This is a genomic window from Arthrobacter sp. HMWF013 (assembly GCF_003061105.1).
GTDB lineage: Bacteria > Actinomycetota > Actinomycetes > Actinomycetales > Micrococcaceae > Arthrobacter.
Genome location: NZ_QAIQ01000614.1, coordinates 5,827 through 12,352, shown reverse-complemented (window position 1 = coordinate 12,352; position 6,526 = coordinate 5,827). Strand labels below are relative to the sequence as shown.

Here is a 6,526-nt window from a genome sequence, read left to right as displayed (position 1 = left end):
GGTGGCGAACGTGGCGGTGGCGATGCTGTCCGTGTTGACCATGCGGATGCGCACCCGGGTCAGCCCGTCCCCGGGAGCAACGAGGCCGCGCTCCACCGCAAACGGCCCCACCCCGGCCAGGATGTTGCCGCAGTTCTGGCGGCTTGTGACGAACGCCGTGTCGACACCCAGCTGCAGGAAGAGGTAGTCCACGCCGGCGCCCCCGTCCGGGGACGGCGAGATGACGGCCACCTTGCTGGTCAGGGGATGCGCACCGCCCAGCCCGTCGATCTGCCGGGGGTCAGGGGTGCCCATGATCCGCAGCAACAGGTCATCCCGCTGGTCCGTGTTGTCCGGGAGGTCGGAGGCGAGAAAAAACGCGCCCTTGGACGTGCCGCCGCGAAGGTACATGCAGGGGATGCCCTCAACCGCGGCCACGGTCCGCCTCGAGCCCGCCGGCGCCGTAGTGGCCGGCCTCAAACTCGGCTGCGCTGAGGTATCGCACACCCAGCTGGTCCAGCACGCCGCGGAGGTTATTGCGGTCCAGGCTCAACTCACCGGCGAGGTAGGCCGCGCGGGACTCCGCCTCTTTCCTGACCCTGGCATCGGCGGCCTTGAGTGCCGCCGGCACGTCCAAGCGCGGCACGCACAGCACGCCGTCGTCGTCGGCCACGATCACGTCCCCCGCCCGGACGATGGTGCCGCCCACGGTGATCGGCACATTCACCGAGCCGGCCGTCGCCTTGACCGTGCCCTGGGCGTTGACGGCGGCGGACCAGACGGGAAAGCCCATCGCCCGCAGGTCAGCGACGTCGCGGACCCCGCCGGTGGTGATGAGGCCGCGGACCCCGCGGTGCTGCAGCGCAGTGGCGAACAGTTCACCGAATGAACCGTCCAGCGAGGGGGAGGCCGTGGTCACCACCAGCACGTCTCCCTCGCGGCACTGCTCCACGGCGGCATGGATCATGAGGTTGTCTCCCGGCCAGCACAGCACGGTCACTGCCGACCCCGCGATCCGGACGCCGTCCTGGATGGGGCGGAGCGTTGCGCCCACGAGTCCGGTGCGTCCCATCGCCTCGTGCACGGTCGCGACGCCGTGGGCTGCGAGCTCGCCGATGCTTGAGGCATCAGCCCGTTCCACATCTGTGACCACCACGGTGTTCATTCGAGGACCTCAGTGACCTGGGGGTAGAACCGCATGTACGCCTCGCCTTTAGTGTCCACCGGAAGGCCGAGGTTCGGGCCCGCATTCCGCTTGACCTGCACCCCGCGCCGCACTGCCAGTGAGGTGTAGTAATCCCACATGTGCTGCTGCGCCGGCAGGCACTCCATGGCTTTCTGCTTCGCCGGGAAGGCGGCCGTAATGTCGAGCAGGACGTCGGGTTTGAAATCGCACTGTTCGGGCTGGTGCGGCTCGAAAAAGAACACCGGCGGCGCGCCGAGCACCTCGCCCGGCGCGTCGTAGCCAATCGCCTGTGCCAGGATCCTTGCCTCGATCGCCAGCCGGGCAGCCGCCGGATGGTCGCCGTTGTACGGGTCCGAGAGCGGGTGCGTCAGCACCACTGTGGGCTGCACCCGCCGGTAGATCCGGACGAGCTGATCGAGCAGTTCGCGGCTGGGCAGCAGCGGATAGTCGCCGGCGTCGAGGAATTCGATCTCGGCTCCAAGCGCTCCGGCGGCGGCCTCGGCCTCACTGCGCCGCAAGGCCTTGATTTCCTCCAACGACTTCCCGGCGAGCCATTGGCTGGCTGATTCGCCGCGCTCGCCGTAGGAGAGGCAGACGACGACGGCGCGGTCACCGCGGGCGGTGGAGGCGGCAATGGCGCCGCCGGCACGCCAGACGAAGTCGCCCGCGTGCGCGCTCACCACGAGCACTGTCCCTTGAGTAGCCATGATCAGGTCCTCCCCGGATCGCTCAGCAATCCTCGTCGCGCCCGCATCCGTGAACAGCCCGGCACCAGCGGACAGTGCCAGACAACCACGCTCTGGCACGCCGGTCAAGGCTTCGGCTACAATTTTGTTACCAATCTTGGCACGCATGTTTTAGACTCACGTTCAAGGAGCCTGCCGCGCATTCGCCCGGCCGGGGTCGGACAAAGGAGTTCACCGTGACGGAGACATTGCAATGACCGAATCCCTGCAGGCCGCGATCGATCGGCTGGGCTCTCCAATGGAGCTGCTGCGGAACTCGCCGGCCCGCCCCACCGTCTTCCCGGTAGCGCCCGAATTCAGCAACTGGCGTTCCGAACAGCACTCCTGGCGCACCAGTTGCGCACTGCTTGACCAGTCCCACCACATGACGGATCTGTTCGTAAGGGGCCCTGGCGCGGAGCGGCTGCTCAGCGGGCTCGCAGTGAACTCCTTCGCCAGGTTCCCGGTGGACCGCGCCAAGCAGTTCATCGCGGTCAACCATCAGGGGCAACTGATCGGCGACGCCATCCTGGCCCACCTCGAGGAGGAGTCCTACAACCTGGTGGGGCACCAGATGGTGATCGACTGGGTGCAGTTCCATGCCGAGACCGGCGGACACGACGTCGAGGTGGAGCGGGACGGAAACTCGATCGTCCGCCAGGGGAACCCGCGGCTGTTCAGGTACGAGCTGCAGGGACCCGCCGCCCCCGCAATCGTCGAGAAGCTGATCGGCGGCGCCGTTCCGCACATCGGCTTTTTCCACATGGGCCGCTTCCCGATCGCCGGGCTCGAAGTCCGCAGCATCCGGCACGGCATGGCCGGCCAGCCCGGCTACGAACTGTTCGGGCCGTGGGCCGACGGCGGCCGGGTCCGGGACGCGTTGCTGGAGGCAGGCGCGGAGTTCGGCCTGACCCAGGTGGGGGCGAAGGGCTACTCCACAGCGAACCTCGAATCGGGCTGGGTTCCGTCCCCGGTGCCGGCGATCTTCTCCGACGACGCGCTCCGGGCCTACCGTGAATGGCTTCCCGCCCCGGCGGCCGGCTCCCTCGGCGGCAGCTACGATTCGGCGGACATCGAGGACTACTACCTCACGCCCTACGACCTGGACTACGGACGTTCCGTCGCTTTCGATCATGACTTCATGGGCAGCGACGCCCTCAAGGGCCTGCCCCAGGGTTCGCACCGCCGGAAAGTGACGCTGGTGTGGAACCCGGACGATGTCCAGGAAGCGATCGGCTCGCTCCTGCGGCCAGGCCTCCCGGCCAAGTACATCGAGCTGCCCAAAGCACGGTATGCCCTGTACCAGGTGGATCAGGTGCTCCAGGACGGGGCCGGCATCGGACAGTCCTTCGATTGCGGCTATATCGCCAATGAGCAGTCCTTCGTCTCGCTCGCCAGCCTGGACCCGGGCACCGCTGAGATCGGTGCTGAAGTGAGCGTGCTCTGGGGCGAAGAACCCAATTCGACCAAGCTCCAGGTGGAACCGCACCGCCAGGTGGCTGTGCGCGCCACGGTGGCCCCGGCGCCGTTCGTTCAGTTCGCGCGAGAGAGCTACCGCGCCGCCTAAGGGTGCGCGGCCAACAACCCGACCAGCACCGAAGGAGAAAACCTGATGGCAAGCAAGTCCCTGCAGGATGTGCTCGACGAGGCAGGCAACACCGTCGAACTGTTGCGAAACTCCCAGCTCGGCACGTACATCTACCCCGTGGTCCCGGCGGAGTTCACCAACTGGCGGCGTGAGCAGCGCGCCTGGCGGGAAACCGCGGTGCTCTATGACCAGTCCCACCACATGGTGAACTTCTTCATGAAGGGCCCCGGCGCGCTCAAGCTCCTTTCGGATACCGGCATCAACAGCTTCGCCAACTTCCCCGTTAACACCGCAAAGCAGTTCGTGCCGACCGCTTCCAACGGCGGTGTGATCGGTGACGGCATCCTTTTCCACCTCGCCGGGAACGAGTTCGTCTACGTCGGGCGGGCGCCGGCCGCGAACTGGCTGCAGTTCCGCGCCGAGACGGGAGGATACGACGTCGAATGCACCTACGACGACCGGTCGCCGTCGCGCCCGTATGGCCAGGCCGTCCAGCGGGAGTTCTTCCGCTTCCAGATCCAGGGCCCCAATGCGTGGCAGATTATTGAAAAACTCAACAACGGGAAGCTTGAACAGGTGAAGTTTTTCCACATGGGGCACCTGAATATTGGCGGGGAACAGGTACGCACCCTGCGCCACGGGATGGCCGGAGCCCCGGGCCTGGAGATCTGGGGACCGTACGGGCAGCACGGGAAAATCCGCGACGCGGTACTCGAGGCCGGTACCGAATTCGGGCTCGAACCCTGCGGTTCCCGTGCGTACTCCTCGAACACCCTCGAATCGGGCTGGATCCCCTCGCCCCTGCCGGCGATTTATAGCAGCGACGCCGAGCGCGCCTACCGTCAATGGCTGCCGGCCACGAGTTACGAGGCGATCAATGCGCTCGCCGGCTCCTATGTATCCGGCAACATCGAGGACTACTACCTGACGCCGTGGGAGCTCGGTTACGGCTCGTTCGTGAAGTTCGATCACGACTTCATCGGCCGTGATGCCCTCGAAAAGGTGGACCCCGCTTCACAGCGCAAGAAGGTCACCCTGGCCTGGAACGACGAGGACCTGGCAAAGATCTGGGCGTCCTTCCTGGACCGCGACAAGCCGGGCTACCAGTTCTTCGACATCCCCAATGCGAACTACGGCTCATCGAACTACGACTCCGTGGTGGACGCTGACGGTACGGGGGTGGGGCTTTCGCTCTTTACCGGTGTCACCGCCAACGAACGGCGCGGGCTCTCCCTGGCTACGGTTGATCCCGACGTCGAAATCGGCACCGAGGTCCGCGTTATCTGGGGCGAACCGGACGGCGGATCGCGCAAGACCACGGTGGAGCCACACGAGCAGCTCAGTGTCCGTGCAGTGGTGAGCCCTGCCCCTTACGCCGTAACCGCACGGACCGAATACCACGGTGGCTGGCGCACGGCAGGGGCCGCGGCCAGTTAAGTGTCAGGGTGCTGCGGGCTGTCCGGGTTCAGCGGAGGAAATATCGCGAAGTGCATCAATGACGCTCAACAGGTGGGTGCGTACGGCCTGCTCCGCAGCGTCCGGATCGCGGGCCACGACGGCGTCGATGATCGCGACGTGCTCCCAGACCGAGACCTTGGCCCGCTGGGGCCGCGAGGACAGTTTGAACTGGTGCCGGACGCTCTGCGCATGCAACCGGGCCAGCACATCGGAGGCGGTGGCATGATTGCTCAGTTCGCGGACCCTGACGTCGAGGTAGCGGTTCAGCCGCGCATATTCGACGAGGTCCCCCTCGGCGACCGAGTCGATCATTGCTGCGCGAAGGCGGCCGAAGGCTTCGGCATCTTCGTCTGTGAGGGTGGCGGCTGTCTTGGCGGCGCACAGGCCCTCGACTCCAATCCGCACCTCAAGGATTTCGATGGCCTCATCCACGGATATTGCCCTCACCCTGGATCCGCGGTTCGGCAGGCGTTCGACCAGGCCTTCGCCGGCAAGCTCAAGAAGTGCCGTGCGGACGGTTGCCCGGCTCGCGGAGAAGGCCGCGCTGAGGTCCGCCTCGACGAGCCGCTGGTTAGGGACGTATTCACCCCGGATGATGGCGTCGCGGATAAGGTCGGTCACTCTTTGATCGACGCCGGCCTCGGCGTCTGCCGCCGATGAAGCGTTCTCAAGTGTTGACGGCATTCGTACTCAAACTCCCAAAATCGCCGGAACCCAGGCGCCCCGGATGCTGGCCACCATTTTGTCTACAATCTTAGGAGCAACGGAGGGAAGTGTTCCCATGCGCGTCGCCGTTTTGGGTCTTGGCGAAGCCGGAAGCATTTATGCCGCCGATCTCGCCCGGCTGGGACTGAGCGTAACGGCAGCGGATCCGCTCGTTTCCGCCGCGCCGGCAGGGGTCCGTTCCGCGCGCGACGCCGGTGCTGCAGTCCGCGGGGCCGCGCTGGTGCTGAGTCTGGTGGGCGGCAGCGCGGCAGACTCCGCCCTGGCGGAGGCGTTGCCGGCGATGGAACGGACGGCAATTTTCGCCGACATGAACACCGCCGGTCCGGCGGACAAGCGGCGGCTCGCAAAATGTGCCGACGAACAGGGCATTGCCTTTGTTGATGTTGCCATCCTCGCGCCGGTTCCCCGGTCCCGGGTGCAGACACCCTTGGCGCTGAGTGGTTCGGCGGCACGGGAGCTGCACGCCATCCTGGCGGGGCTGGGGATTCCCGCCGCCGTGGTGGGTGACGAAGCGGGAGTGGCGGCAGGGCTGAAGCTGCTTCGCAGCGTTTTTATGAAGGGCCTCGCTGCAACAGTTCTTGAGTCCGTCGCTGCTGCCCGGGCAGTGGGCGCGGAGGACTGGATCGTCGAGCAGATCGCGTCGGAGCTGGGCCCTGCCGGGCATTCGGTGGTGTCGCGGATTCTTGAGGGCACGCCGGTGCATGCCAAGCGGCGTGAGGCTGAGATGGACGACGCACGTTCGTTCCTCGAGACGCTCGGCGTACCCCATCCGATGACGGACGGCACGATTCAGTGGCTGCATTCACTGTCTCGGCCCGATCCAGGGTGAAAGCGGATCCCGGGTGAAACCGGAAACAGGCTGGA

7 protein-coding genes are annotated in these 6,526 nt (G+C 66.3%); 3 read left to right on the top strand and 4 right to left on the bottom strand.

Annotated elements, in window-relative coordinates:
- From DBR22_RS20570 to DBR22_RS20560, 3 genes are all read right to left on the bottom strand, one after another.
- The coding region (locus tag DBR22_RS20570; RefSeq protein ID WP_308810248.1) for a PrpF domain-containing protein at window positions 1-417 on the bottom strand (417 nt) is incomplete at its 3' end.
- Entirely contained in the window at window positions 404-1,144 is a 741-nt protein-coding gene (locus tag DBR22_RS20565) for a 4-carboxy-4-hydroxy-2-oxoadipate aldolase/oxaloacetate decarboxylase (protein WP_108600519.1), read from the bottom strand. The genes DBR22_RS20565 and DBR22_RS20570, both read right to left, overlap by 14 nt.
- The gene (locus tag DBR22_RS20560) at window positions 1,141-1,872 is read right to left on the bottom strand and encodes a PIG-L deacetylase family protein (protein ID WP_108600520.1); all 732 of its coding nucleotides are present in this window, start codon (window positions 1,870-1,872) and stop codon (window positions 1,141-1,143) included. The genes DBR22_RS20565 and DBR22_RS20560 overlap by 4 nt, the downstream gene beginning before the upstream one ends.
- Window positions 1,873-2,104: 232 nt before the next feature.
- On the opposite strand from DBR22_RS20560, the gene DBR22_RS20555 reads away from it, so the two are divergent.
- A complete protein-coding gene (locus DBR22_RS20555) occupies window positions 2,105-3,457 on the top strand; it encodes a glycine cleavage system protein T (protein WP_108600518.1) in 1,353 nt (450 codons plus the stop codon).
- Window positions 3,458-3,502: 45 nt separating this feature from the next.
- The gene (gene ligM / locus DBR22_RS20550) at window positions 3,503-4,915 is read left to right on the top strand and encodes a vanillate/3-O-methylgallate O-demethylase (protein WP_108600517.1); all 1,413 of its coding nucleotides are present in this window, start codon (window positions 3,503-3,505) and stop codon (window positions 4,913-4,915) included.
- Window positions 4,916-4,918: 3 nt separating this feature from the next.
- On the opposite strand, the gene DBR22_RS20545 is transcribed toward ligM, so the two are convergent.
- A complete protein-coding gene (locus DBR22_RS20545) occupies window positions 4,919-5,620 on the bottom strand; it encodes a GntR family transcriptional regulator (RefSeq protein ID WP_108600516.1) in 702 nt (233 codons plus the stop codon).
- Window positions 5,621-5,717: 97 nt separating this feature from the next.
- Here DBR22_RS20545 and DBR22_RS20540 point away from each other — a divergent pair, with 97 nt between their 5' ends.
- Window positions 5,718-6,491, top strand: coding sequence for an NAD(P)-dependent oxidoreductase (locus DBR22_RS20540; RefSeq protein WP_181365268.1), 774 nt, complete (start codon window positions 5,718-5,720; stop codon window positions 6,489-6,491).
- Window positions 6,492-6,526: the final 35 nt, after the last annotated feature.

Bases quoted from the DNA above. Each gene is read 5' to 3' on its own strand.
- DBR22_RS20565 (WP_108600519.1), bottom strand. From the start codon at position 1,144: ATGAACACCGTGGTGGTCACAGATGTGGAACGGGCTGATGCCTCAAGC.
- DBR22_RS20560 (WP_108600520.1), bottom strand. From the start codon at position 1,872: ATGGCTACTCAAGGGACAGTGCTCGTGGTGAGCGCGCACGCGGGCGAC.
- DBR22_RS20555 (WP_108600518.1), top strand. From the start codon at position 2,105: ATGACCGAATCCCTGCAGGCCGCGATCGATCGGCTGGGCTCTCCAATG.
- ligM (WP_108600517.1), top strand. From the start codon at position 3,503: ATGGCAAGCAAGTCCCTGCAGGATGTGCTCGACGAGGCAGGCAACACC.
- DBR22_RS20545 (WP_108600516.1), bottom strand. From the start codon at position 5,620: ATGCCGTCAACACTTGAGAACGCTTCATCGGCGGCAGACGCCGAGGCC.
- DBR22_RS20540 (WP_181365268.1), top strand. From the start codon at position 5,718: ATGCGCGTCGCCGTTTTGGGTCTTGGCGAAGCCGGAAGCATTTATGCC.